The 23,677-nt window shown below is 44.1% G+C and carries 24 protein-coding genes and 1 pseudogene; 2 read left to right on the top strand and 23 right to left on the bottom strand.

Going from position 1 to position 23,677, the window contains the following annotated elements; genetic code table 11:
* Window positions 1-20: 20 nt before the first annotated feature.
* From RSK81_RS04875 to RSK81_RS04800, 16 genes and pseudogenes are all read right to left on the bottom strand, one after another.
* Window positions 21-1,325, bottom strand: coding sequence for an RsmF rRNA methyltransferase first C-terminal domain-containing protein (locus RSK81_RS04875; protein ID WP_315687608.1), 1,305 nt, complete (start codon window positions 1,323-1,325; stop codon window positions 21-23).
* Complete coding sequence (locus RSK81_RS04870; RefSeq protein ID WP_187759381.1) at window positions 1,326-2,096, bottom strand: inositol monophosphatase family protein; 771 nt, start codon at window positions 2,094-2,096, stop codon at window positions 1,326-1,328.
* Window positions 2,086-2,364: a UPF0223 family protein gene (locus RSK81_RS04865; protein ID WP_002897770.1), complete on the bottom strand. Its 279-nt coding sequence runs from the start codon at window positions 2,362-2,364 to the stop codon at window positions 2,086-2,088. The genes RSK81_RS04870 and RSK81_RS04865 overlap by 11 nt, the downstream gene beginning before the upstream one ends.
* A 2-nt stretch (window positions 2,365-2,366) precedes the next feature.
* On the bottom strand, window positions 2,367-2,768 hold the full coding sequence (locus RSK81_RS04860) for a Spx/MgsR family RNA polymerase-binding regulatory protein (RefSeq protein ID WP_002906786.1): 402 nt from the start codon (window positions 2,766-2,768) through the stop codon (window positions 2,367-2,369).
* 111 nt (window positions 2,769-2,879) lie between these two features.
* Window positions 2,880-3,809 carry a bifunctional riboflavin kinase/FAD synthetase gene (locus RSK81_RS04855; RefSeq protein WP_312023337.1) on the bottom strand — a complete coding sequence of 310 codons (930 nt, stop codon included), beginning with the start codon at window positions 3,807-3,809 and terminating at the stop codon, window positions 2,880-2,882.
* A gap of 247 nt (window positions 3,810-4,056) precedes the next feature.
* Window positions 4,057-4,935, bottom strand: a complete 879-nt coding sequence (gene truB, locus RSK81_RS04850; protein ID WP_315687605.1) for a tRNA pseudouridine(55) synthase TruB — start codon at window positions 4,933-4,935, stop codon at window positions 4,057-4,059.
* A 177-nt stretch (window positions 4,936-5,112) separates the two neighbouring features.
* Window positions 5,113-5,910 carry a hypothetical protein gene (locus RSK81_RS04845; protein WP_315687603.1) on the bottom strand — a complete coding sequence of 266 codons (798 nt, stop codon included), beginning with the start codon at window positions 5,908-5,910 and terminating at the stop codon, window positions 5,113-5,115.
* Window positions 5,891-6,328, bottom strand: coding sequence for a GNAT family N-acetyltransferase (locus RSK81_RS04840; RefSeq protein WP_315687602.1), 438 nt, complete (start codon window positions 6,326-6,328; stop codon window positions 5,891-5,893). Before RSK81_RS04840 ends, RSK81_RS04845 begins: the two co-directional genes overlap by 20 nt.
* The gene (locus RSK81_RS04835; RefSeq protein ID WP_315687600.1) at window positions 6,325-6,711 is read right to left on the bottom strand and encodes a hypothetical protein; all 387 of its coding nucleotides are present in this window, start codon (window positions 6,709-6,711) and stop codon (window positions 6,325-6,327) included. Before RSK81_RS04835 ends, RSK81_RS04840 begins: the two co-directional genes overlap by 4 nt.
* Before the next feature lie 5 nt (window positions 6,712-6,716).
* The gene (locus RSK81_RS04830) at window positions 6,717-7,985 is read right to left on the bottom strand and encodes a DUF2130 domain-containing protein (protein WP_268682149.1); all 1,269 of its coding nucleotides are present in this window, start codon (window positions 7,983-7,985) and stop codon (window positions 6,717-6,719) included.
* Window positions 7,986-8,182: 197 nt separating this feature from the next.
* Complete coding sequence (locus RSK81_RS04825) at window positions 8,183-9,157, bottom strand: hypothetical protein (RefSeq protein WP_315687599.1); 975 nt, start codon at window positions 9,155-9,157, stop codon at window positions 8,183-8,185.
* Between the two features lie 38 nt (window positions 9,158-9,195).
* Window positions 9,196-10,212 (bottom strand): annotated as a pseudogene (locus RSK81_RS04820) (ABC transporter ATP-binding protein); the annotation flags it as partial.
* Between the two features lie 76 nt (window positions 10,213-10,288).
* Window positions 10,289-10,705, bottom strand: a complete 417-nt coding sequence (locus tag RSK81_RS04815; protein ID WP_315687598.1) for a GNAT family N-acetyltransferase — start codon at window positions 10,703-10,705, stop codon at window positions 10,289-10,291.
* Window positions 10,706-10,755: 50 nt separating this feature from the next.
* Window positions 10,756-11,421 (bottom strand): ABC transporter ATP-binding protein, encoded by a 666-nt coding sequence (locus RSK81_RS04810; RefSeq protein ID WP_314449436.1) that lies wholly within the window; start codon window positions 11,419-11,421, stop codon window positions 10,756-10,758.
* A complete protein-coding gene (locus RSK81_RS04805; protein WP_315687596.1) occupies window positions 11,422-12,483 on the bottom strand; it encodes an ABC transporter permease in 1,062 nt (353 codons plus the stop codon). It abuts the gene before it with no gap.
* A gap of 67 nt (window positions 12,484-12,550) precedes the next feature.
* Entirely contained in the window at window positions 12,551-13,159 is a 609-nt protein-coding gene (locus tag RSK81_RS04800) for a TetR/AcrR family transcriptional regulator (protein WP_049553067.1), read from the bottom strand.
* 108 nt (window positions 13,160-13,267) lie between these two features.
* On the opposite strand from RSK81_RS04800, the gene RSK81_RS04795 reads away from it, so the two are divergent.
* Window positions 13,268-13,993, top strand: a complete 726-nt coding sequence (locus RSK81_RS04795) for a hypothetical protein (protein ID WP_049553066.1) — start codon at window positions 13,268-13,270, stop codon at window positions 13,991-13,993.
* A 91-nt stretch (window positions 13,994-14,084) separates the two neighbouring features.
* Here the strand turns inward: RSK81_RS04795 and RSK81_RS04790 are convergent, their stop codons facing one another.
* Together RSK81_RS04790 and RSK81_RS04785 are read right to left on the bottom strand one after the other, a co-directional pair.
* On the bottom strand, window positions 14,085-15,122 hold the full coding sequence (locus tag RSK81_RS04790) for a zinc-binding dehydrogenase (RefSeq protein ID WP_315687595.1): 1,038 nt from the start codon (window positions 15,120-15,122) through the stop codon (window positions 14,085-14,087).
* A gap of 179 nt (window positions 15,123-15,301) precedes the next feature.
* Entirely contained in the window at window positions 15,302-15,772 is a 471-nt protein-coding gene (locus tag RSK81_RS04785) for an SP_0198 family lipoprotein (RefSeq protein WP_125378219.1), read from the bottom strand.
* 216 nt (window positions 15,773-15,988) lie between these two features.
* Between RSK81_RS04785 and RSK81_RS04780 the strand changes: the two genes are divergently transcribed.
* Window positions 15,989-17,137 (top strand): cobalamin-independent methionine synthase II family protein, encoded by a 1,149-nt coding sequence (locus tag RSK81_RS04780; RefSeq protein ID WP_315687594.1) that lies wholly within the window; start codon window positions 15,989-15,991, stop codon window positions 17,135-17,137.
* Window positions 17,138-17,266: 129 nt separating this feature from the next.
* On the opposite strand, the gene RSK81_RS04775 is transcribed toward RSK81_RS04780, so the two are convergent.
* The 5 genes from RSK81_RS04775 to trpX form a co-directional block, all read right to left on the bottom strand.
* On the bottom strand, window positions 17,267-17,659 hold the full coding sequence (locus RSK81_RS04775) for a YbgA family protein (protein WP_268688903.1): 393 nt from the start codon (window positions 17,657-17,659) through the stop codon (window positions 17,267-17,269).
* Between the two features lie 184 nt (window positions 17,660-17,843).
* Complete coding sequence (pheT, locus tag RSK81_RS04770) at window positions 17,844-20,375, bottom strand: phenylalanine--tRNA ligase subunit beta (protein ID WP_410530913.1); 2,532 nt, start codon at window positions 20,373-20,375, stop codon at window positions 17,844-17,846.
* Window positions 20,376-20,398: 23 nt separating this feature from the next.
* Window positions 20,399-20,908, bottom strand: coding sequence for a GNAT family N-acetyltransferase (locus RSK81_RS04765; protein WP_268688902.1), 510 nt, complete (start codon window positions 20,906-20,908; stop codon window positions 20,399-20,401).
* A 45-nt stretch (window positions 20,909-20,953) separates the two neighbouring features.
* Window positions 20,954-22,003 (bottom strand): phenylalanine--tRNA ligase subunit alpha, encoded by a 1,050-nt coding sequence (gene pheS / locus RSK81_RS04760; RefSeq protein WP_315687592.1) that lies wholly within the window; start codon window positions 22,001-22,003, stop codon window positions 20,954-20,956.
* 319 nt (window positions 22,004-22,322) lie between these two features.
* The gene (gene trpX, locus RSK81_RS04755) at window positions 22,323-23,330 is read right to left on the bottom strand and encodes a tryptophan ABC transporter substrate-binding protein (protein WP_315687590.1); all 1,008 of its coding nucleotides are present in this window, start codon (window positions 23,328-23,330) and stop codon (window positions 22,323-22,325) included.
* Window positions 23,331-23,677: the final 347 nt, after the last annotated feature.

Raw genomic sequence — 23,677 nt, 5'->3', positions numbered from 1 at the left:
TACCAGCTTTTCCTAATATTTTATCTAAATCTCAGGCCTTTTGGGAAATAATTTTTCAGGGTTTTTCCAGTGACTTTTGCAAAGCCCAGACCGTTCCCGCCAAGGACTAGTTGGTACCAGCCGTTTGGCTGCGGTTCTGCCAGTTCAATCGTCTCACCTGCCGCATATTTCTTGAAGTCCTGATTACTGATTTCAACTCGATTCAGAACTTCGCTGGGCTTCATAGCCAATCCTAGGGCAAAGCTAGGCTCAAAGCGATTCTTCTTAAACGTTCCTAGATGCAAACCGTTACGGGCAATCTTTAGCTTGGACAGGTCTGGCAGTCCAGCTGGCAATAAATAAAGATTGTCCCCAAAGGTCTGCAGCTCTCCAGTCAAGACTGTTTTTAGATGCTTTGTCTCGAAATCCTGCCAGAGTTTTCTTTGCTCGCTCGTCAAACGATTCTTACCTGATTTAATTTTCTTGCAGCTATTCTCACCAGTAAAGCGAAAATGGGCTGCAAACTGACCTTCACCTTTGAAGCGATGCGGATACATCCGAGCTGTCTCAGGAAAGCCAATTCCTTCAGTCATCCCGTTTATCTTAGGAATATCAATCAGTTCAAGTGGAAATTCTTCCAGTAACCAAGCAACGATGTTTTCATTTTCCTCAGGAGCCCAAGTACAGGTCGAATAAACCAGACGACCATCCTTGGCAAGCATGCTCATAGCAGCTGTTAAAATCTCTCGCTGGAGCTGGGCGCATTGGGCTGGATAATTCGGAGTCCAATACTGAGTAGCATCCGGCTGCTTGCGAAACATACCCTCGCCCGAACAAGGGGCATCTAAAACAATCAGATCAAAATATCCCTCGAAAACCTGAGCCAACCGCTCAGCTGATTCATTGGTAACCACCACATTTCTGGCACCATAGCGCTCAATGTTCTCCACTAAGATTTTAGAGCGCTTGCTATTGATTTCATTGGAGACCAGTAAGCCCATATTGTCCAGAAAAGACAAGAGGTGAGTTGACTTGCCACCTGGAGCCGCCGCCAAATCTAAGACTTTCATCCCCTTAGATGGTGCTGCTATCTGAGCCACCATCTGAGCTGCTGGCTCCTGCGAATAAACCAGACCAGTCACATGCTCAGCAGACTTGCCAGACACCTTGCCATAAAAGCCCCAGTCTGTCTGAGGAATGGCATCTGAGAAATTCTGCTGGCCTTCTTTTAGAGGATTGCTGCGAAAGGCCGAAATCGGCTCCTCGTCAAAGGTCGCAAAAAAGTCCGCCGCTTCTGCACCTAAAATCTGCTCATATTTTTCTTTAAAACCTTTAGGAAAGTCCATCTACTGCTTCCCCTTTTCTAAATAAGGCTTCAGAGCCAATATTTTGCACTTAGGCGCCATCATGACAGGCTGCCGAGTCTGGAAATTTAGCTGACTGCCATCCAAGGTCTGGACGATAAAGCCTAGTTTCTTCGCCATAATCGAAGCCGCCGCATAATCCCAAGGCCAGTTGTAGGAGAAATAAGCTAGGAGGCCACCAGACAGTACCTTGCTAAAGCTAATTCCAGCACTGCCATAAACCCGAACCCCTAAACACTCTCGGGCCAAGTCTGCCAAGCCCCAATCATTGGCTTGCAGCATACCAGCATTGGAAGCCATGAGAAAATCTTGAAAAGGCCGGTCCTCAAAAGCAGGAAGTTTCCGGTCATTACAATAGACGTCAAAGTCTCCGCCACCATGATAGAGCTGGTCTCTAGTCACATCATAGATCAAGCCAAAACGACCAATGCCCTTTTCAAAATAGGCAATCATAACGGCAAAATCAGCCTTCTGAGTGATAAAGTTGGTGGTCCCGTCTATCGGATCAATCACCCAGACATTGCCATCAGTAATATTATGTCGGAGTCCATTTTCCTCCGCTAAAATAGCATCCTGCGGATAGCGGGCTAGAATCTTAGCCACCAAATCATCCTGAACCTTCCGGTCCATCTGGGTGACCAAGTCAGTGGCACTAGTCTTTTGACTCACATCCAAATCATCATAGAGATGTTCTCTCAAAAAAGCACCAGCTTGGTAGATGATTTCTTTAGCAAAATGAAATTTATTTTCCAAGAGAAATGCTTCCTTTACCTTTACTTTTTGCCTCTTGAACAGCACGATAAAGCGAATAACCGCTGACATTTTCAAACTCACGGCCGATTCGCTTCTCTTGGCCCTTGCTAGGAACAACTTGCTTGAAAGCCGCATAGGACTTCAAGAGCTTTTCCGCTTGGACTTTCTGCTCATAAGCTGCTTCTACATCATTAAAAAAAGAGAGCACCGAAGCAAGCTCTTCAGTGCTCCACGATAAATCTAGTGGGTAACTATAATTTTTGTTCATCTTTACTGAATATCTGCCCGCATGGTTGCGGATCTTAACTCTTCCTTACGATAACTACGAGGCAGGAAAGCACGAATTTCATCCTCGTTAAAGCCGATTTGCATCCGTTTGCCGTCTAAAATAATTGGGCGTCGCAAAAGACTGGGATTTTCCTCAATCAACTGAATCAAGGTTGAAATGGACAAATCCTCTACATCTAAATCTAATTTCTGAAAAATTTTTGAACGAGTTGAAATAATGTCGTCTGTACCGTTCTCTGTCAGAGAAAGAATGTGTTGCAATTCGGGAGCTGACAGAGGGCTCGTCATGATATTATGTTCCTGAAAGGGCACTTCATGATTTAGCAGCCAAGCACGCGCCTTACGGCAAGAAGTACAACTCGGCGATAAAAATAATGTAATCATGCGTTTCTCTTCTAATTCTGTATAATAACTACCTCTATTATACTAAATTTTATTTGGCTTGACTATATTTTTTTGAAAATTACTGCCGAATGTCATGAAAATATAAATTTTTCAACTATTTCGATAACCAGTCCAACTTCTAGCGATCCGTTCATCGCTCTGCAGCTGAGCAACCAAACTGTCAATACCTTCAAACTTAACCATCTCGCGAATCTTATCCAGCCAGAAAATCCGAATGGTATCTCCATAAATATCCTGAGAAAAATCAAAGATATTAACCTCAAAACGGAGTTCATCACCGTCAAAAGTTACATTTTTCCCAACACTAGCCATACCACGATAGCGCTGACCATTGTGCTCAACATCCGCGACATAGACGCCATCTCCTGGGAGATGGACTCGATCCAAAGGAGCTAGATTGGCTGTTGGATAGCCAATCGTCCGTCCTCTGGCATTGCCATGAACCACAATGCCACGCGTAGATAGAGGATAGCCTAGTAATTCTTGAGTTTTTAGCATATCTCCGGCAGCAATCGTCTCTCGAATCCGAGTGGAAGAAATCTTCCGATTATCCAGATTAACCGAGGGAACGATAACAATCTTGCCATTAAAATAATCTCTCAGCTCATGTGACTCTTTGCGGTCTGAGCCAAAATGATAGTCAAAGCCAGCTACCACGGCTTTGGCACGCAGACGAGATATATACTTCTCAAAAAAGTCCCGAGCTGTATTGCCCGCAAAATGGCTAGTAAAATCAATCAGGTAAAGATAGTCAACACCCAGACTTTCCAGCTGTGCCATCCGGTCTTCAGGACTAGCCAGATGCAGCATGAGTTCAGGCTGATAGCGGACAAAGGCCAGTTTAGGAGACTCTGGGAAGGTCATCACGGCAATCTTGAGACCTTGCTCCGCAGCAATCTCTCTCGCTTTCTCAAAGAGTGCCTGATGGCCCTTATGCAGCCCATCGAAATAGCCTAGAACAAGGACCGTATCTTCTGTCTGATCAATCCCTTTTTCATCTATAATTCTCTTGGTTATCATCATTCCTCTATTTTACTACGCATTTGCTATTTTTACAATATCCGTTCCGTGCTAAACTGCAAAATATTCAAAAAGATTTGACTGCTCTAGTCAGGGCGTTTGTCAAAATCGAAAAAAAGCAAAACAAAAGGACAGCAGTTGTGCAGTTGCTGTCCTTTTGTGAGGTTTAATGAAATTATTATAACATGCAAGCGCACATTTCATATTACAAAAGAGTAACAATCTTTTGACAATTCTACTGCGGATATTAAAGGAAGACCTTGCGGGGCTTGTAGGCTGCTTCCCGCTTTTCCAAAATGGCTACTAACTTCTCCTTATAAAAGCCAGCTAGCTCCGCTTCTTCTGACATCAAGCTGATAAAACGGCCGTTCCTCACATCCTCAACCTGCTCGTCTGAGAGCTCAACTTTCAGTAGATCTCCGATTCCTAACTCGAGTGGTTGGAGGAAGGAAAAATCATCTACTGCTACTCGCTCTGCTATTTCATCCAATGTCAAGGCATCATCTAAGCTCATACCTGCTGAGGAAGTCCGTGTCAGCTGGGACATGTGACTGGCAAAGCCAAGCTTGGCTCCCAAATCAACAGACAGGGTTCGGACATAGGTCCCCTTGCTACACTTGACTCGAAAACGAAAGCGGGCTTGCTCATCTTCATAGGCAATCGGACTGGTGCGCTCGAAACTATAGATGGTCACCTGCCGCTCTGGCCGCTCCACTTCTTGACCCGCTCTTGCATACTCATAAAGCTTGCGGCCATTGACCTTGACTGCAGAGTACATGGGCGGAATCTGGCGAATCTCACCAGTCATGGACTCCATCGCTTCATCGATAAGGGCTTCTTCTAAAAGCTCTGTCACTGGCGTCCGCTCTAAGATGTCTCCGCTGGCATCCTCTGTCGTCGTTGAGCAGCCTAGAGTAATCTCCCCCTCGTAGACCTTGCCTTCCTCCTGCATAAACTCGACCAAGCGCGTCGCCTTGCCCACAGCAATCGGAAGCACCCCGATCACATCTGGATCCAAGGTTCCCCCATGACCAATTTTCTTGGTTTTTAAAATCTTTCGCAGCTTAAATACCGCATCATGCGAGGTCATGCCCGCTTCTTTTCTTAGGTTGATAATTCCGTTCATTGGTTAACTTTCTAAAAATAGTAAAACTCTCTTTTGGAAATCCTTGTCTGCTCTTGCATCATATTCTTGACAGGTCTGAGTCTGAATTAACAGTCACTTTTTGTTCTTGATTTTCTCCAAAAATTTCATCAGTTTATATGGATGTTAATGATTGACTTCAAAAACTTAACGAAACCGTCACACTTCTATCCGACTTTCAAAAATCTGATAAAGCTGTTCAAGGCGGCAGTCCTCAGTAGTCGTTATTTCTTCCTCCGATAGGAGAACATTTTCCAATATTGGAAAAAAACCTTGAGCCAGTTCCCGACTGTTCAGCCAATCTGTCATCTGCTGGTTAAAGGCAGGATTGTCCGAAAAAATATAGTCAAAGTGAGCATAATTCTTGGTGTAATTGTAGTAAATCTCCTCCAGAGCAAGTAGTGCCTTGATGGGATCAGCTTCCTCCAGCCAAAGACACCTATCTAGCAGATGGCTGGTTTCGAGGCCAGCCAGATCAAACATAACCAAATAAACCGCCACACCATCAGCTTGATTGGGTCTAAAATTAATCGTATCAAGGATAAACTGACGTGAGAAGCGCCGCATAAAATCTAACTCCTGTGGCTTCCAACTGTCACTTTCAAAGTGACACCGATCCAGATTAAGAGAATCATCGACTCTGATTTCAATGTAGTGAGCAATCATCTCTAAAATCCGAGGAAGAAAATGCCTGATTTGATAGTCGTCATCACTCTTATTAACCACCGCGTTGAGGTATTCATAGATTAACACCTCACTCAGTTCCCTGACAGGAATGGTTTGTAAAGCTCTGAGATTCTCTTCGGAGATGCAGACGGGGCAGTTACAAAGGGTCAGAGGAAAGTGTAAATCGCAATTAAACAGGGTGTAGGCCTCTTCTAAAAGGGCTTGCATAGCAGGGCTGAGGTCGGGCTCCTTCGGTATTTCCGATCTAGTCTTAGCTTTTTTCTTTCCCATGCTCATTCTCCTCTACGTTCCTCGCAAAAGCTAGGCTAGTCTGACGAAAGCCATAATTTTGGGCATACGCAGCCAACCGTTCATCATTGGCACCATCTTGACTAGCTATCTTCTTGACCTTGTCCATCAGAGCTGTTGCAATTCCTTGCCGCCTGGCATTTCGACTGACCGCCAGAGCTAAAATTCGATAGTAGAAACCTGTGGCCTCGAAAAAGTAACGTTTAGCATAGCCGATAAAGCCAAGAATCTGAGATTCTTTCTCAGCAACTAAACAACCGTAAGCTGGATTAGCAAGAATATACCTGAGTCTACTTTGCAATTCATCTTTTTCTACTGAATAGCTCAATACTTTATACAGGGGTGGCAGAACTTCTGCGTCTTCTTTCTCATATTCTTGAACAGTCAATTGAGCTATCATTTTTCTATTTTTCTTTCAAAATACTGTTTATAAATAGCTACTGCTATCTGACGTCTTTTCTTAATAACTAAGTCAGTCACCTCTTCATCGTCCATAAATCCAATCCCTGAAAAAACTAACAAACCTAGTCCAAGATAAGGTAAATCCTTAACAGATAAGGGCATCCCTTGAAAAAAGACTAAATAGCAAAGTAGTAAAAAATAAACTACATTAGCTAACAGTACTTGTTTGCCACGTTCAATCCAAATTTCTTTACGTAATTCCGAAGAAGCAGCCTGCCATTGCTGATAAAAAGTTTCCTTCCCTTCTTGTGGCAGTCTTTCTATAATTCGATCAATCTCAGCAAATTTGGTTGATTGTATCCAACGGGTTGTTAAGTCCATTTTTCTCATTCCTTCAAAGCTTCAAACTTAGCTTTCATGGTAGGATTTTTGCGTGTCAGTTTTTTGACAGAGACATCGTCCAGTTTGTTATTAGCCAAGCGCAGCTGGTTTTCAGAGGTTGTCAGGAACTTCTTGATTTCTTCCATCCGGCGGATGGCTTTGTCAATCTCCTCGATGGCCTTGCCAAAGTTGGTCGAAGCAGACTGATAGTTCTTGGCGAAAGCTACTTTAAAGGCATCCAAATCTTCCTCAAAATGCGTAATATCAATATTCTGCTCCCGCACCAAGGCCAGTTCCTGCTTGTACTGGAGCGAGTTAAGCGCAGCATTACGCAGGAGTGTAATCATGGGGAGGAAGAATTGAGGCCGGATAACATACATCTTCTCATAGGCATAGGACACATCGACAATACCCGAATTGTAGAGCTCGCTATCAGCCTCAAGAAGTGTCACCAGAATAGCATACTCACAGCCTTTCTCCCGCCGATCCTTATCCAGCTCTTTGAAGAAATGCTCGTTTTTCTTCTTGGTCGCCGTCTCATCGCCTTCATTTTTCATCTCAAACATGATAGAGAGGATTTCTACACCATTTTCATCCACCTCACGGTAAATGTAGTCACCCTTGCTGCCGGTTCTGGCATCATTGTCCTTGCCAAACTCCGCTCGTGGAAACATCCCCATACGGTTCTTGTTAAACTCGTACTCGCAGTGCTGCTCTAGGCTTTCACCAATCATCTTAGTAGACTGCTTGGCCTTAAAATCCTTGTAGAACTCTATGGTCTCATCTTTCTGCCGCAGCTCTACCTCATAGCGCTCTTTGAGCGAGGTCTGAGCCAGCGCTGCTTCCTTTTCTTGCAAAACTAGCTGATTCTTAACCTCGTCGCGCTCTTTTTCCAGCGCAGACAAGGTCTTTTGCAATTGATTTTCATGCTCCAAGCGCAGCGTTGTCAGCTGACTTTCCAATTGCTGAACTTCCTTATCCTTCTCCAGCAATTGAAGACTAGCTGCCTGCTCCGCCTCTTTCTTTGCCAATTCCTGCTGGGTTTCAAACTGAGCAATTTGACTTTGAAGATTGCTAATTTCCTGCTCTTTCTGCGATAGGAGAGCTTGTTGGGCATTCTGGGATTTTTGCTCTGCTAAAGCCAGTTCCTGCTCAATCCGAGCATGAATCTCCTTGTCAAACTCTGCAGTCCGAACCTGCGACAAAAGCTCACTGTACTGGCTCTCATTGACAGTAAAAACCTCCCCGCAGTTGGGGCATTTGATTTCATTCATGGGGTACCTCTTCATCTAAAATTAAACATTTTATTCTTTTTTTCCAAGTTGATAGATTATATCGCTATCATTTATTATTTCTAACTCTATTTTTCATCATTCTCCCAAATTCACTAATCTACTTCTCACGACTATCCACTATTATACCATTCCTGCCAATAAATGAAAAACAGCAAGCCAAACGGCTTGCTCGATTTTCACGGAATTAAAATGCTATGTCCATGATCCTCTGGGAGGTAATAAGATATGTCCCCTGCACTGCTTCCTAGTCTACTCTTGCTAAAAATGGAATATAGCTTTGAATCATTCTCAGAATCAATAACAAAACGTCCATTCTCAAAACTTATAGATGCAGATGCTGAAGAATCTTGAAAGATAGATTGTTCACTTTGAGAACGAACCACTCCTTTCATGGTTGCAACTTCTTCAGGATATTTTTCAAAGGATATATCAAAACTAAGTTCTCTAGAAGAAGATGGAAAATAGGACTGATGTTCACTCAGACGAATACTTTGAATCTTTCCCAATGATTGTTCGAGTTCTGGAAGTTCCCTATACAGTTCTGATTGAATCGCTGATTTGAAATTTTCCTGATGTACTTGCAGCCATTCATTAAAGAAACGAGTCGCCCTTTCTTTTTGAACTCTATACACGATATTCTCTCCTGAATCAGCAAGAGCATTCGAAAAATTATACAAGGCTTCCTTTGCATCATCCTGCTCTCGCTTCCAATCCCAAGAAGAATCTTCCGATATTTCAATCTCGCCCATATACCAGGTACTCATATCCTGACTTTTGTCTTTATAAGGGTTAGGATGGATAAAAGTAAAGGGTGCAATGCCAGCATCTGGAAAAGACAATTCAGTTCTTAATGATTGTTCTTTATTATCATTGACATAGGCTGAAAAATAGATATGATAATTCCCACTCACGTCACCGCCATTGTCATACTCTCCGCTAGCAGAACCTGGCAAAAGTGTCACAGATTTTATGCGTTTCTTTTCGAAATCCAAGTTTTCAATTATCTTTTTTTTAATAGAATCTTGATGCTCAAGAATAAACTTACCATCGTTACTATATTGAGGCTTAGTCAAAAATGGTAGATTTATAATAAGAATCGGAAGGGCAATAACAATGAAAAGAATAAAAATCCACTTTTTCGATTTAAACATGAGACTCCCTCTTATTTTAATTAACAAAGATAGTTTTATTATACCATTTTTCTCAGATGAAAAACAGCAAGCCAAATAGCCTGCTGTTTCAGTTTATCAATCCGCCAGCTGGCGGCTGTTTTTCTTTCTTGGATAAACTTACTGTAAATACCTTGTTTGGCTAGTAAGTCTTGGTGTTTGCCTTGTTCGGCAATGCGGCCTTGATCCAGCACCAAAATCTGATCTGCATGCTCAACTGTCTTGAGTCGGTGGGCAATCATGATAATGGTCTTATCGCTAGTCAGAGCCTGAATAGCCTGCATGAGAGCTTCTTCGTTTTCTGGATCAACATTGGCTGTTGCTTCATCCAGAATGATGATAGGCGCATCCTTGATAATTGCCCGAGCAATGGAAATGCGCTGGCGCTCACCTCCAGAAAGACTGGCACCTCCTTCACCTATCTTGGTATCATAGCCATCAGGCAGCGAGAGAATAAAGTCATGACAGGCCGCTTTCTTGGCAGCCTCTATTACTTCTTCCTGACTGGCCTCCAGCTTGCCAAAACGAATGTTATTAGCAATGGTATCCTCAAAGAGATAGACGCTTTGAAAGACAAAGCTGAAATTACGAATCAGGCTGTCATAGCTGTAATCCCTGACATCATGCCCGTCTAGACTGATACTTCCTTGGTCCACATCCCAGAAGCGGGCAATGAGGTTGCAGAGCGTTGTTTTGCCTGATCCAGAAGGTCCGACCAAGGCAGTTGTCGTTTTTTCTGGAATGGTGAGGGAAACTCGGTCAATGATTTTCTTATTTCCATAAGAGAAGCTAACGTCTCTCAGCTCAATCCGACTGCTCTTAGGCTCAATATCCTGACCGCTGATGTCCATCGGCTGGATAGCCAAGACTTGATTGACCATATCAACCGACAGATCAACAATGCGCAGGAGAGAAGAGAAAGAGCCAACGCCGTCTAGATTTTCATAAATCATAAAACCACTGACAATCATCATAATGGTTACCAGCAGCTCCATACTGCCATTGAGATAAAAGTAGATAGAGAAAAGCCCCATAAAGTGAACCGCACCCCAAAAGTTAGACAGAAAAAATCTAACTTTTGGGGTGCGGTTCATAACAAGCTCCTCTAGAATTTTAATTTTTATTAGGTGCATAAATCATGCCAGTACAGTCGAAATCTTCCTGTCGGCGAAAGCCGAGCTCTCGATAAAAAGCTAGATTTTTATCTGACTGCTCCGTTGCCAACTGGATTTGGTAAACATTCTTAAATCTTTCCAACGTCTGCTGAAGAAGGCTCAGGCCAATCCCCTGACGCTGGTACTGCGGATATACCAACAAATCCTGAATAAAGACAATGGTAAGCCCATCTCCGACCACTCGGATCAAACCAACCAACCTGTCTTCGTCATAGGCCGCCATCACAAACAAGGACTGATGGAAGGCCTTCTCTAACTGCTGAGGTCGATTAGTGTAATTGCTCCAACCAACCGAAGCGTAGAGGTCTAGCACTGCCGCAAAATCTAGCTGAGGATTTATTTTATAATGAATCATGGCTATCTCCTTGTTTTTTCTCTGTTTGATTGCCTAAAGCTTCTAACGCTTTATCGAACTTGAGTCAGTACTCCGTCCTGCATCTCATAAACCTTGTCAACCTCGTCCAGCAAGCGGGTATCATGAGTAATCATGACCACGCTCTTATGGAATTTCTGGGTCACCTCTTTGAGTAGATGGACCACGCGCTTAGCCCGCTCTGTATCCAGACTAGCTGTCGGCTCATCAGCCAAGATAATATCAGGGCTATTGTAAAGTGCTCGGGCGATAGCAGCTCGCTGCCGTTCTCCGCCGGACAACTCTTTCGGATACTGCTTGAGTGTTCCTTTAAGATCCAGCAGCTCAATCAGACTGTCTAGATCTGTTCTCTCCTTTTTAGATAAGCGGTCAATCAGCTGGAACTGGTCTTCGATTTTCAAAAAAGGAATGAGATTGGAAGCCTGCAAAATAAAGCCGAAATCATTGAAGCGTAGAGCAGCCCGTTCCTTTTCCTTGAGCTGGGAGGTATCTTTCCCATGCAGGAAAATCTGTCCTTTTGACGGAGTTTGCAAATGCCCCAGCAAGGTCAGAAGGGTTGTTTTACCCGAACCTGACGGCCCAATAATAGCTACAAACTGCCCCGCTTCCAATCGGAAATCAGTTGGTTTCAGGGCTTGGACCAGCGTATGCCCCTGACCATATTCTTTTGTAACCCCTTTTAGTTCTATGATTGACATTTACTCACCTCCGATTGCTGTGATAGGGTCAATTTTCAGAACCCGATGAATGGACAAGAGTCCGCCAGCCAGTGACATGAAAATAATGAGGACAATCAATCCAGCATAAGCTCTCCAGTCACTGTAAAAAGGCATAGAAGCCGGCAAGACTAGCTGGGTTCCCAAAAGAGCCAAGACAGCTAAGCTGATTCCCAGAGTGGACAGGATGAAAATCTGCCAAAAAATAGAAGCAATAATCTTCCCACTGGCAATTCCTTGGGCGCGCATAATACCGTAAAGATGCGTCTTTTGGATGGTAATGATGTACATGAAAATTCCCAATACCAAAAATGTAATCAGAACCATGGCCCCAATCATAAAGGAAAAAGTCAGTACCTGAGGCTGATAGCCAGGGATATTTTCTATAAAATCATTCATAGAGAGCTGACTAAGTCCAGCTTCTTCAATCTTCTGACCATCCTTGACCACAAGTGCACTGATATTCTTAACCTGACTAGAGCCGTACTTTAATTCCCTGAAATCATCTAGATCCATAAAAATTACAGGTTGCGTAAAGAAGCTGTTATCCTCTGTGAAACCAACAACCTGATAGAGGCGCTCACTTCCATTAAGCTGAAGCTGGTCGCCTAGTTTCACACCTTTTTGCTGCAGACGCTTATCCGCAATGACTTCATAAGCAGTTTCAGCAGGACGTCCTTCAATAATGTCAGGCGCTAGAAAACTATCCCAAGAGAGACCAAAAACCTGAGCATTGAGTTTATCAGTCCCATCTTCATAATTGGCCACTGCTGACGTCTGACCTAAAGCCGCAATTGAGTCCCCTTGAAGCAGACGGCTGTATTCCTCTTCCTTGAGAGTCGAAGCTATTAGATTCTTATTTGCGTACTCCGACAAAACGATCGACTCAGCCTGCCATTGGTCCAAAGCCAAGCGATTGAGCCTAGCCAAACCAACGGAAAGACTGGATAAAAAGAAAACCATATAGGTAATGAGAAAGACCACAGCAACCACTAAACGATAGCGTCCGCGACTGTAGACAATCTCTTTAAAAGCTAAAAACAAAGCTGTCCTCCTTTGAGATATTCCAGACTATTATACCATAAAGAAGCAAGCTGGAAAAACTATCCTGTCAATCCCCCTCCATATGCTCTCTGACAAAGCCCGCCAGACCGACAGAGGTCACCCTAGCATGAAAATCACTCATTTGCTGAGCCTTATAGCGAGGATGAGCCAGCCAGTAAGTCAGGGTTCCCATAAAGGATGCGGCTTGATGATTCAGGAGCAAGTCCACCTCAACCTCCTCTAAATGTGGATCAGCCAAGGAAATACTCTGCCAGAAAATCTCCCTCAAAGCTTCCTGCAACCGCAGCAAACTAGTTGGACTGCCATTTGGTCCCAAAAGAATGGCTAAGTCTTCCAAGTAAGGCTCAAAAAAATGAAAAAGATTTTGTTTCTCATGGATATAGTCAGCCACCTTAAAATCCTTTTCTAACTTGAACAAGCAAGCAGATTCTAGAGACTCTTGATAATAAGTCTGCAAATCACCTAGCAAGCGGTCTTCTATCTTCTCCAACAGATCATATTTATCCAGATAATGCCGATAAAAAGTACTGCGATTCACCTCTGCCAAATCAATCAATTGGCGAATACTGATCGTCTCAAAAGTATGCTCTTTCATCAGCTGCAACAAGCTAGTCTCTATCTGCTTTTCTGTCTTTCTTCTTTTTTTCTCATACATGCCATTCACCTCAAAATGCAACAGTCTCTCTAAAATTGATGCTTGTCTACCATCCAGCTCCCACTATATAATAAATATAAGCAGAAGACAAGAACAAGAGGATTAAAAATGAAGATTATGATCAATCAAAAGGAAGTCAGTCAAGAAAGAATTGAGCAATGGCGGAAGAAGAGAATCCATAAAGCAGCTAAGATACTTAATCTGCAGCTGCCGAATACTGACAACATGGAGATTTTAGACCAAGCCCTACTGGAAGCAAAAATGAAGCTGACACACGAAGAGTTAATCCAGCAAATCGGAACCAAACTCAAATGGAGCCAATATTTAATGAAATGGGCGGCCAAATGGTCCAAGAAACCACGAAAAAGAGCTGTTGTAACGATTTTTGCAAGTGGACTGACTGCCGCTTCTTTCAGTAAATGGCTAGAAAAGTTGATGTTAGAAAAGACAAATGTTCATAAACGAGTCAATCTTGGTGCCTGTCCAGACCATTATGCCATGCAGTCGCACGGGGACAAACTTGAAGTCATTGAGACTGCAGGAAATAGCCCGCTGCCGACACAGTTTTTTCTTAAGCTTGGTGGTGAAGCTGAGATAGAGGAGCCTCGTGATGCGTCTTATCCCTTCCAAACTGCTGGTGCTGCCAGTCTAGCGAATGGTTGCAATATCGGTGGTATTCGCCATCAGTTTCGCGACACAGAAAAAGGTCTAGAAGCCCGATTCTGCGTCGAATTCCCCAGCCTTTGTCCAGACAGCCTTATCAAAGAACACCAGCTCCACCTGGCCGCCGAATGGTCAAGGTGGATAGCTTGGTGTAGAGAACATAAAGAATGAATTCCCTTTCCTAAAAAATACCTATCAAGCCATACAAAAACAGCCTACTGCCATCTTAAAGAGACCGCAGCAAGACTGTTTTCTTCTTTACCTAATCAAAGACAATCATGGACTTAATGGTCTTGCGTTCATCCATATCTTTATAAGCTTGATCAATCTCATCCAGCCTGTACTCACTTGTAAAGACCTTGCCTGGATTAATATCACCATCAAGAACTGCCTTGAGCAAGATTTGCTTGTCGTAAGTCGTGACAGAGGCTGCTCCGCCTGCCACTGTAATATTTTGAGCAAAGGTAGAACCGAGAGCTCGGTTATTATAGTGAGGCACACCGACAAAGCCTAAGCGGCCACCGTTGTGAAGGACTCCCAGAGCTTGATCAACAGCTGCTTCTGTCCCGACACATTCCAGAGCTGCATCTGCACCACCACCAAGGATTTCACGGACCTTGGCAATTCCCTCTTCGCCACGTTCAGCCACAACAGCTGTCGCACCTGATTCCAAGGCCATCTTTTGTCGATCTTCGTGACGGCTCATGAGAACGATTTGGGAAGCACCACGCATTTTAGCAGCAATCACAGCGCATTGTCCAACAGCTCCGTCACCAATCACGACCACCTTATCACCAGACTTAACATCTGCAACTCGCGCAGCATGGTAACCCGTCGGCATAACATCAGCCAGTGTCAAGAGTGATTTGAGCATGCCTTCCGTATAATCAGAGGGCTGACCCGGAATTTTGATTAGAGCCCAGTTAGCAAATTCGAAGCGCATATATTCTGCCTGCACCCCATTTGACCAGTTATTCCCAATATGAGAATCACAGGTGCCGTCAAATCCTGAACGGCAGGCATCACATTGCCCGCATCCATGAGTGAAAGGTGCAATAACGAAGTCACCAGGTTTAACAGTCGTTACTGCATCCCCGATTTCTTCGACAATTCCAATTGCTTCGTGCCCACTATTTTGATGGCCTGCTTCAATATCTGGACTGCGGTAGCGCCATAGGTCAGAGCCACAGACACAGGTCCGAACAATCCGAATAATGGCATCATCTGCCTCAATAATTTGCGGACGATCAATCTCAGTCAGTCCAACTTGACTTGCTTTTGAATAAACTGCCAATTTCATCGTTTCTTCTCCTTTGATATCTTTATAGTAACTATTATACAACTAATAACACACTTCAAGTCAAATTTTTGATATCATTTAAGAAAAATTCTTATAAAAAAGGAAACTCCTTTCTCAGAGTTTCCTAGTTTGATTCCCTCACTGCTCATCCTGTTGTCCTGAGCAGTTCGAGAAGCGCTTTACTGCTTGGTAAAGGTCAGAGTGTCTGTATCATCATCCAATTCGTCCACAATCAGCTGATTGCCATTTTGGCGGTAACTTTTGACATCATCACCGACAATCAGTCTTTGATTAGCAGCGTCTACTTGTACCTGCTTGATTTCCTTACTACCATCAACCTCGGTCTCAGTCCAAGTACCAGTCGTACCATTGATTTCTAGGACATGTTGGTCGCCATCATGGTCGGTTGCTTGGTAGCGCCCGTCTAGATTTGTTGCCTGCCCTGCATTTGATGATGACGAAGGCTGATTAGAGGATGATGCAGCTGATGACTGCGAAGGCTGATTTTGTGCAGATTGTGATGTTTGGCCTTGAGTATTCTGTGATGAACTAGTATCCCCTCCTTGGTTGGTATTGCCTGAGCAGGCAGCTAATAGGACTGCTGCTGTCAGAGATAGAATTCCGATAAAGGCTTTTTTTGTAATAGTCATATCGCTTTCTCCTTTTTCTACATTTGTAGTTTATACTTATATTCTACACTTGTCTGTTTCATTTGTCAAGAAAAAGCAGTTTTTATTATAAGGAAAATACACATTAAGCGCTAGCAATAGTTTTCGGATATACCCTACCAGCAGAATTAACTATTTTATTTGCCGAGAAATTTTCGATACAATAGACCATAATCCCTAATGAAAGTGAGAAATCTTATGACAAAATCAAAATTTCAACTGGTTGGATCACTTCTGCGCCCAGAAAATCTCCGCCAGTATAAGACAGAAATTGAGCACCGCGATGATATTCAATACCCCTTCTACGACAGCTTCCCAGGCTACCATGAGACGGAGACAGCTGACATCAAGGAGATTGTTGCTGAGCAAAAGGCAACGGGAATTGACATCCTGACGGATGGAGAATACTCCAAGTCCATGTGGCATCTGGACTTTGTCTGGGGATTTAAGGGAATCGAGCGCTACATTGCTGACCACGGCTATACCTTCAAGGACCACGACGGTGGGCAATATGAGACTCGGAAAGATATTGGTATCCGCATCACAGCACCACTCTCTGGTAAAAACCATCACTTTATCGAGATTTATAAGCTAGTCAAGGAAGAAGCTGCTGGTGAAGATACCAAGCTGACTGTCTGGGGACCTGCCCATGCTTATACTGAGTTAGCTGTCTTTGACCGCTTGGCGGGACCAGGACAAGTTTATGAGACCAATGAAGATTTGAAAAAAGGCTTGATTCAGGCCTACAAGGAATTTTTGGACGACTATAAGGCTGCTGGCGGACAGATTATCCAGTTTGACGACTGTCTCTGGGAGCTTTTTGACGAGTCCAATCCTGCCAGCTTCTTTGCGGAGGGCAATGCTAGTCTAGCTGACTTAGCAGACGAGTTTGTCGCTATTAATAACGAAGTCGTAGACTACGCCCATGAGCTAGGACTGACTGTCTGGACCCACAACTGCCGTGGTAACTACGAAAGCCGCTCTGCTGCCGAGGGTACCTACGAAGCTATCGCGGAAAAATTCCTGCGCAACCAACACTATGACCGCTACTTCCTAGAGTGGGACAGCGATGTAGCTGGTGATGTATCAGCCCTAGCAGCTTTGAAGGACAAGGATGCGGAAGTTGTTTTAGGACTGCTTTCCAGTAAGACGACAGGCTTGGATGATGAAAAGCGTGTCTTAGACCTGCTCGAGAAAGCAGCAACCGTTCTACCGAAAGAGCGTCTCCTGCTCTCCCACCAATGCGGCTTCGCCTCTTGTGACTCTGGAAATGAACTCACCATTGAGCAACAATGGGTCAAAATCAAACAAGGTCAAGAAATCGCCCAGAAATTCTGGGGAGAATAAGCAAAAAAAGCGGTGTGACCGCTTTTTTCAATGCTTTTAAGATCAATTGTGGTCTCTTTGATAATAGCTAGCATTATCCTCAAAGCTACTAGACGAGCAAACTTATTCTTTTCCCTTGATTTCAGAGCTTCATGCCTCATCCCCAAATAACAAGGTCGACTGCTGCAGATAAGGATTAGGGTACTTGACTAGCAGATCCCTTACAGCTCTTACCAAGTCTTTCTGCTCAGCCTGACCGGATTGGTAACGAAGCAAAAGATGCATAAAATCTTCTTTTTCAATCGTACTGGCTTTTTTCTTAAAATAACCCCAAACATGCTGAAAGGCATTGCTGACCTGACCTCGGTTTTCTGGTAGGGCTACCGCCTGGTCAATTAAGTCTTGGACATGTGCTGCTTCCACCGAGTCACTTTTCAAATACTGGCGAATTTCCAGATAGATCTTACTGGAATGACTGAGAACCAGATACTTATTTCTAGCCCAAAGAGTCTGACATTGGGAGATTTGGTTTGAATTTTCCATGATTACTTTTCCTACTGATTTTCAATTTCGAATAATTCTCGTGTCGTCTACATCATTACTCGTATCCCAGTAATAAGCTTACCAAGACAGAAAGCTAAGCGAACCTGTAAATCAACTATGATTGGAAAAAGATTTCGAAAAGTATTAATCAAAATCCCCAATCACATGACTGGGGAATCGTTCATTAACGTACCTCTGCACCAAGTTTTTCGGTCAGAGATTTTTCGATTTTTTCCATATATTTAGCCACTTCTTCGTCGGTCAGGCTAGCTTCTGGATTTTGGAAAGTCAGGCTGTAGGCCATAGATTTGAGGCCGACACCCAACTTGTCACCAGAGAAGATATCAAAGAGCTTAATATCGGTCAAGCGTTTAACACCAGCCGCTAGGATTGCATCAAGGATCTCTTGGTGAGTGATTTCAGCCTTGAGCAAGAGGGCCACATCACGGCTGACAGCTGGGAATTTAGTGATTTCTGTAAATGGCTGTTCTGGCTGGATCTGCTCTTCGATAGCAGACAGATTGAGCTCAGCAACATAAGTTTCAGGAATATCGTAAGCCTTAGCTGTCGCAGGATGGACTTGACCGACAAAGCCGACAGGCTGGCCATTGATAGAGATTAAAGCAGTCCGACCAGGATGCAAACTCTTAATCTGGTTGCTAGCCGCGTATTCAGCTGTTAAGCCTAACTTAGCAAAGAGTGCTTCCACAACACCCTTAGCATAGAAGAAATCAACTGCTACTGGCTTGGTCTGGAAGTCTTTTTCATTAACCAGACCTGTCAAAGCAAAGGCAAAGCTATTGATTTCATTTGGCAGTTCTTCCTTAGGATTGCCAGTCTGCTCAAAGATTTTTCCAATCTCATAGAGAGCTAGATTCTTATTCTTACGAGCTACATTGTAGGCTAGGGAGTCCAAAATGCCGGAAACCATGTTCTGACGAAGAACAGAGCGCTCCACTGTCATTGGCCACATGAGCTCAGTCAAGTTGCTAGGATTGAGAGTGAACTCAATCGCCTTTTCTGGCGTCGTCAAAGCATAGGTGATGATTTCTGTCAGTCCAGCTCCCTCTGCTAAGGTCCGTACTTGACGGCGCAGTTGCTGCGTTGCAGTCAATTCACCAGCAGTCCCGTCATCTTTTGGCAGACTAGCTGGCAATTTGTCATAGCCGTAAATACGGGCAATTTCTTCATAGAGGTCTGCTTCGATTGAAATATCCCAGCGACGGCGAGGCACGCTGACAGTGAACTGTTCAGCACTTCCTGACAGGCCAAAGCCAAGTCTGCGGAAGACATCCACGATATCTGTATAAAGTAAATCTGTTCCCAGCACACGGTTGACATCCGCGAGACTAGACACTACTTCTACATCGCTAGTGTCTAAGCTACCAGCTGATACGATACCAGCCTCAACAGTCGCTCCTGCCAAATCCGCAATCATACTTGCTGCTGCGTCCAAAGCTTCATTGACAGTTGCCACATTGATGCCTTTTTCAAAGCGGGAAGATGATTCTGAGCGCAGGTTAAGGCGACCGCTGGTCTTGCGGATTGATTTTCCATCAAAGACAGCTGCTTCCAAGACGACACGACTAGATTTCTCAGAGATTTCTGTCGCTTGACCACCCATAACACCAGCCAGAGCAACTGGCTTATCTGCGACAGTAATGACTAGGTCGCTAACTTCAAGCTCCCGCTCTTCACCGTCCAGCGTCACCAGCTTTTCACCAGCACGCGCTTCCCGCACGACAATCTGGTCACCCTCAAACGTATCCAAATCAAAGGCATGCATGGGCTGACCAAAGTAGATCAGGATGTAGTTGGTCACGTCCACTACATTGTTAATCGGACGGATTCCTTCGTTCATGAGGAGATTTTGCAGCCACTGAGGACTTGGGGCAATAGTGACATTTTCCAAAATACGAGCCGCATAGTAAGGGGCTCTCTCTGTCTCAAGGGCTACTGAAAGACTGTCAGCTGCCTGCTTTTCATTTTCCACCAGCGGAAAATCTTTGAAATGTACTGACTTGTCATAGATGGCAGCCACTTCATGAGCCACCCCACGCATAGACAGAGCATCAGCCCGGTTTGGTGTGATGGAAAGCTCGATAATCTCATCGTCCAAGTCCAGATAAGAGAAGACTTCCTCACCTGGCACTGCTTCTTCAGGCAGGATTTGAATACCATCCGCAAATTCCTTTGGCACGACAGAATCAGAAATGCCCAGCTCACCGAGAGAGCAGATCATGCCCAGTGACTCCAAGCCACGGATTTTCCCTTTTTTAATCTTATAATTATCCGCAATGCGAGCACCCGGCAGAGCCACCATGACCTTGATGTCTACGCCAATATTTGGAGCACCACAGACAATCTGACGGTTCTCCTCTTCTCCGACATTGACTTGACAGACATGCAGGTGGGTATCTGGAACATCCTCACACGATACCACCTCACCAACAACAATTTTGGACAGGCCAGCAGCTGGTGAAGTCACACCTTCCACTTCAATTCCTGTCGTTGACATTTTCTCAGCCAGCTCAGCGCTCGCCACATCAATGTCTACTAACTCTTTTAACCACTTATAACTTACTAGCATATTTAAGATATTAAGACCGGCCAATTGCCACGGCAATTGGTAAAAGCGACCAAATTTTAGGGATTTGTCTGAAATCCTGATTTCAGAAACAAATCTTCTAAATTTAACTCTTTTAGGTCGTATCATTTCCTCTCTTTAAATTTTCTTGTTTATTTCAATTTCTTGCGCAGCAGCCAGTCTGTGTCCACCGTCTCACCAGTGATATAGTCGTGCTGGCTGAACTTTTCAAAGCCGTATTTGAAGTAAAAATCTTGAGCTCTAAAATTCTTCTCCCAGACGCCCAGCCAGACCCAGTCAAAGCCTCGTTTCTCGGCTTCTTCTAAGGCAAATTCAAACATTTCCTTGCCCAAACCTTGACCATGATAGACTTTCAAGACATAGATTCGCTGAACCTCAAAGGCCTGTGGCAGTTCTTGCTCCGTTTGAGCTTGTCCCCAGTTAAACTTGAGAAAACCAGCAATTTCACCCTCTTTGACAACGAAATAGGTCTCTGACTCAGGATCTGCCAGCTCCTTTTCGATAGTTGCAAGCGACAGCTCATTGTCAAAATAATGAGCCATATCAGCTTCCTTGATAAAAGGACCAAAGGTTTCTTGATAGGTCGCGACCTCCAATTCTCGCAGGAGGTTCGCTTCTTCTTTTTTGACTCTGACTAGCATACTGCACTCCTTTCTCAGAAAAGCTGCATCTATGAATACAGGTTTCTACTTAAACTGCTGAGAAAAACGAATATCTCCTTGGTAGAAGCCACGAATATCGTTGATACCGTAGCGGAGCATAGCTACCCGCTCTTGACCGAGACCAAAGGCAAATCCAGAGTATTTCTCTGCATCAATGCCGCTCATTTCCAGTACTCGCGGATGCACCATACCAGCTCCCATAATCTCAATCCAGCCGGTCTTCTTGCAGACATTACAGCCTGCACCGCCACACTTAAAGCAGGAAACATCCACTTCAACAGACGGCTCTGTGAATGGGAAGTATGACGGACGCAGACGGATACTGCGGTCTTCGCCGAACATCTTCTGGACAATCAGCTGCAGCGTTCCTTGCAGATTTGCCATAGAAATATTTTCTCCAACCACCAAGCCTTCAATCTGATGGAACTGGTGGGAGTGAGTCGCATCATCAGTATCCCGACGGAAGACACGTCCTGGTGAAATCATCTTGAGTGGCCCTTTAGAAAAGTCATGATCATCCATAGCTCGCGCCTGTACCGGACTAGTGTGGGTTCTGAGCAGGATCTCCTCTGTAATGTAGAAAGTGTCTTGCATATCCCGTGCCGGGTGATCCTTAGGCAGATTCATCCGCTCAAAGTTGTAATAGTCCTTTTCCACTTCAAAGCCGTCCACGACCTGATAGCCCATCCCGATGAAAATATCTTCAATTTCTTCACTAGTCTGGCTAAGAATATGACGGTTCCCTACTGGAATTTGACGGCCTGGCAGGGTCACATCCAAGGATTCCTCAGCTAGTTTCAGAGCTACTAATTGCTCTTCCATCTCTTGAGCAGTCTTTTCAAAGGCTGCTGTCAGAATATCACGCGCTTCATTGACGTGCTTCCCGATAATCGGCCGCATTTCAGCTGAAATATCCTTCATCCCTTTCAGGACTTCAGTCAGCGAACCTTTCTTACCCAAGACAGCTACACGCAAGTCCTGCAGTTCCTTTTGATTCTCAGCCTTGAGCTGCTTGAGAGAAGCCAGAGTCTCTTCGCGCAGGCTTTTTAGTTGTTCTTCAATCGTTTTCTTCATTTTCCCTCCAAAATAAAAAGCGCGCCAATCTCCATAAGCGGAGCGTTGACACGCGGTACCATCCGTTTTTTATCTGGCAAGCCAGACCTTACTTATCAATCCTAGAGCAAGTGAATTCGCCTAGCTTTCATCTAGAGAGCTTTCAGTCGCTGGCTCCCCTCCCTGTTAAACTTCCCCTAGGTTACTGGTCTTGCAGATTGCTATTCAGTTATATTTCATTCTAACAGATTTCTAAACATTTCGCAAGCTCAGTTAAAGAATTTACAAGAAGAGACAATCGAGAAAAAGAAGTCTGTCAAACAACAGACTCCCTTTCTTTCTATTTAATCACTTGTCCTGCTTCTTTCAAAACATCTTCTGGCACAGTAATGCCAAGTTCTTTGGCATTTTTGGTATTGATAACAGATTTACCAGTATCAAAAATATCTACTGCAGTATCAGCAGGTTTAGCACCTTTAAGGATTTTAGCTGCCATTTTACCAGTCGCAACACCTAGGTCATACTGGTCTACAACGACAGAGGCAAGACCTCCTTCTTCTACCATGGCCGTCGCACTTGGATAAATTGGTTTCTTAGCTTCTTTATTGCTGGACACAACTGTCGCAAAAGCTGAAGCAATGGTATTGTCAATTGGAATCCATATAGCATCAACCTTGCCAGTCATGACATTCATGGTTGAAGCAATTTCATTGGTCGAAGGAACAGAGTATTCCTCTACCTTGTAGCCTGCCTCTTCAGCCAATTTTTTGAATTCTTCTACCTGAGCTTTGGAGTTATCTTCACTGCTAGAGTATAGCGCACCGATAGTTTTGACATCTGGAGTCAATTTTTTAATCAGATCTAACTGTTGCTTAGCTGGATTGCGGTCAGAGACACCCGTGATATTGCCACCTGGCTTGTCCAGATTTTTCACTAGATTTGCTCCGACCGGATCTGTGATAGCTCCCATGACGATAGGCTTGTCCTTAGTAGCTGCAGCCAGTCCTTGTGCAGACGGAGTCGCAATCCCAATCAGCACATCATTGTCATTGGAGACTAGCTGCTTGCTCATAGTAGAGACCTTACTCTGATCGCCCTCAGCATTCATAAAGTCAATCTTAATCTTGTCCCCCTTATAGCCTTCCTCAGCCAGACCATCCTGAATCCCTTTGTAAATCAAATCCAGCGAAGGGTGGCTGACATACTGCAGCACACCTACCTTGACTGTCTGACTGTCACTACTAGTCTTAGTAGTGTTGCCTTTGCTGTTCAAGCTGGAATAGACAATCCCACCGATTGCCAAAACGGCCAAAAGGCCTAAGATAGTTACTAATCGTTTGTTTTTCATGTTCTTTCTCCATTTCTATGTTTTATATTTTTTCTGTTTAATCCCTAGGGACGCCATCGTTTAAACATAGGTAACTCTCCTTATTTTTTATAATAAGCAACAAAAAACCTCACACAGGTATTCTGTGTGAGGGCGTAAATCGCGGTGCCACCTCAATTATGGAAAATAGCTAGTATTCCCATATCTCTGTCTTGTCATCAAACAAGCTGCACTGTAAGGTGTGCCTACCGAATTCTTATTGTTTCAAATTCATTTTATCCATTAGCCCAATTTCGTAAAGATTTGTTGCTCATTTCCACCAACCACAAGCTCGCTAAAAACAAATACATCTACTACTTTTCTAATTT

The sequence above is a fragment of the Streptococcus sp. DTU_2020_1000888_1_SI_GRL_NUU_041A genome (genome assembly GCF_032387735.1).
GTDB classification, from domain to species: Bacteria; Bacillota; Bacilli; order Lactobacillales; family Streptococcaceae; genus Streptococcus; species Streptococcus sanguinis.
The sequence above is the reverse complement of the archived record's forward strand: the minus strand, read 5'-3'. Positions and strand labels throughout refer to the sequence as shown.

Bases quoted from the DNA above. Each gene is read 5' to 3' on its own strand.
- RSK81_RS04840 (WP_315687602.1), bottom strand. From the start codon at position 6,328: ATGATAGCTCAATTGACTGTTCAAGAATATGAGAAAGAAGACGCAGAA.
- RSK81_RS04860 (WP_002906786.1), bottom strand. From the start codon at position 2,768: ATGATTACATTATTTTTATCGCCGAGTTGTACTTCTTGCCGTAAGGCG.
- RSK81_RS04785 (WP_125378219.1), bottom strand. From the start codon at position 15,772: ATGACTATTACAAAAAAAGCCTTTATCGGAATTCTATCTCTGACAGCA.
- RSK81_RS04845 (WP_315687603.1), bottom strand. From the start codon at position 5,910: ATGGGAAAGAAAAAAGCTAAGACTAGATCGGAAATACCGAAGGAGCCC.
- RSK81_RS04780 (WP_315687594.1), top strand. From the start codon at position 15,989: ATGACAAAATCAAAATTTCAACTGGTTGGATCACTTCTGCGCCCAGAA.
- RSK81_RS04865 (WP_002897770.1), bottom strand. From the start codon at position 2,364: ATGAACAAAAATTATAGTTACCCACTAGATTTATCGTGGAGCACTGAA.
- RSK81_RS04835 (WP_315687600.1), bottom strand. From the start codon at position 6,711: ATGGACTTAACAACCCGTTGGATACAATCAACCAAATTTGCTGAGATT.
- RSK81_RS04800 (WP_049553067.1), bottom strand. From the start codon at position 13,159: ATGTATGAGAAAAAAAGAAGAAAGACAGAAAAGCAGATAGAGACTAGC.
- RSK81_RS04815 (WP_315687598.1), bottom strand. From the start codon at position 10,705: ATGATTCATTATAAAATAAATCCTCAGCTAGATTTTGCGGCAGTGCTA.
- trpX (WP_315687590.1), bottom strand. From the start codon at position 23,330: ATGAAAAACAAACGATTAGTAACTATCTTAGGCCTTTTGGCCGTTTTG.
- RSK81_RS04775 (WP_268688903.1), bottom strand. From the start codon at position 17,659: ATGGAAAATTCAAACCAAATCTCCCAATGTCAGACTCTTTGGGCTAGA.
- RSK81_RS04795 (WP_049553066.1), top strand. From the start codon at position 13,268: ATGAAGATTATGATCAATCAAAAGGAAGTCAGTCAAGAAAGAATTGAG.
- RSK81_RS04790 (WP_315687595.1), bottom strand. From the start codon at position 15,122: ATGAAATTGGCAGTTTATTCAAAAGCAAGTCAAGTTGGACTGACTGAG.
- RSK81_RS04830 (WP_268682149.1), bottom strand. From the start codon at position 7,985: ATGAATGAAATCAAATGCCCCAACTGCGGGGAGGTTTTTACTGTCAAT.
- RSK81_RS04855 (WP_312023337.1), bottom strand. From the start codon at position 3,809: ATGATAACCAAGAGAATTATAGATGAAAAAGGGATTGATCAGACAGAA.
- RSK81_RS04825 (WP_315687599.1), bottom strand. From the start codon at position 9,157: ATGTTTAAATCGAAAAAGTGGATTTTTATTCTTTTCATTGTTATTGCC.
- pheT (WP_410530913.1), bottom strand. From the start codon at position 20,375: ATGATACGACCTAAAAGAGTTAAATTTAGAAGATTTGTTTCTGAAATC.
- truB (WP_315687605.1), bottom strand. From the start codon at position 4,935: ATGAACGGAATTATCAACCTAAGAAAAGAAGCGGGCATGACCTCGCAT.
- pheS (WP_315687592.1), bottom strand. From the start codon at position 22,003: ATGAAGAAAACGATTGAAGAACAACTAAAAAGCCTGCGCGAAGAGACT.
- RSK81_RS04765 (WP_268688902.1), bottom strand. From the start codon at position 20,908: ATGCTAGTCAGAGTCAAAAAAGAAGAAGCGAACCTCCTGCGAGAATTG.
- RSK81_RS04875 (WP_315687608.1), bottom strand. From the start codon at position 1,325: ATGGACTTTCCTAAAGGTTTTAAAGAAAAATATGAGCAGATTTTAGGT.
- RSK81_RS04810 (WP_314449436.1), bottom strand. From the start codon at position 11,421: ATGTCAATCATAGAACTAAAAGGGGTTACAAAAGAATATGGTCAGGGG.